General features: G+C 50.0%; 1 protein-coding gene. It reads right to left on the bottom strand.

Going from position 1 to position 316, the window contains the following annotated elements; genetic code table 11:
- Window positions 1–58 precede the first annotated feature (58 nt).
- Window positions 59–316: hypothetical protein (locus tag AC1RPQ_RS08275; RefSeq protein ID WP_481762308.1), on the bottom strand; the 258-nt coding region annotated here is incomplete at its 5' end.

Raw genomic sequence — 316 nt, 5'->3', positions numbered from 1 at the left:
GCGATTAGGAGTCCAAAACACCTAATCGCTTTACCATGTTAAAATTGAGTTCTGCGAATTATGCGGGCGCTGAGCGCAATTGAGAAGCGCTCGCAAAATCCACCACGTTATCTGAAAGCGCCGGAGCCCAAGCTGGGTCTTTCACGATAGAACACTCGATCGGCTGAATTCCGTGTGCATTTAGGAATGCCAAATGCGTGGAACCATCGAAATCTCGATACTTTTTCCAGTTAACCTGCTTCGGGCTCGTGATGTGTCCACAGGTGTGGCGTGCCGTACACTGAGCGCCACAGTACCCACACGTGAAGTAATCAAC

The organism is Dellaglioa sp. CoH-57-MRSF-21 (genome assembly GCF_056781915.1).
The sequence above is the reverse complement of the archived record's forward strand: the minus strand, read 5'-3'. Positions and strand labels throughout refer to the sequence as shown.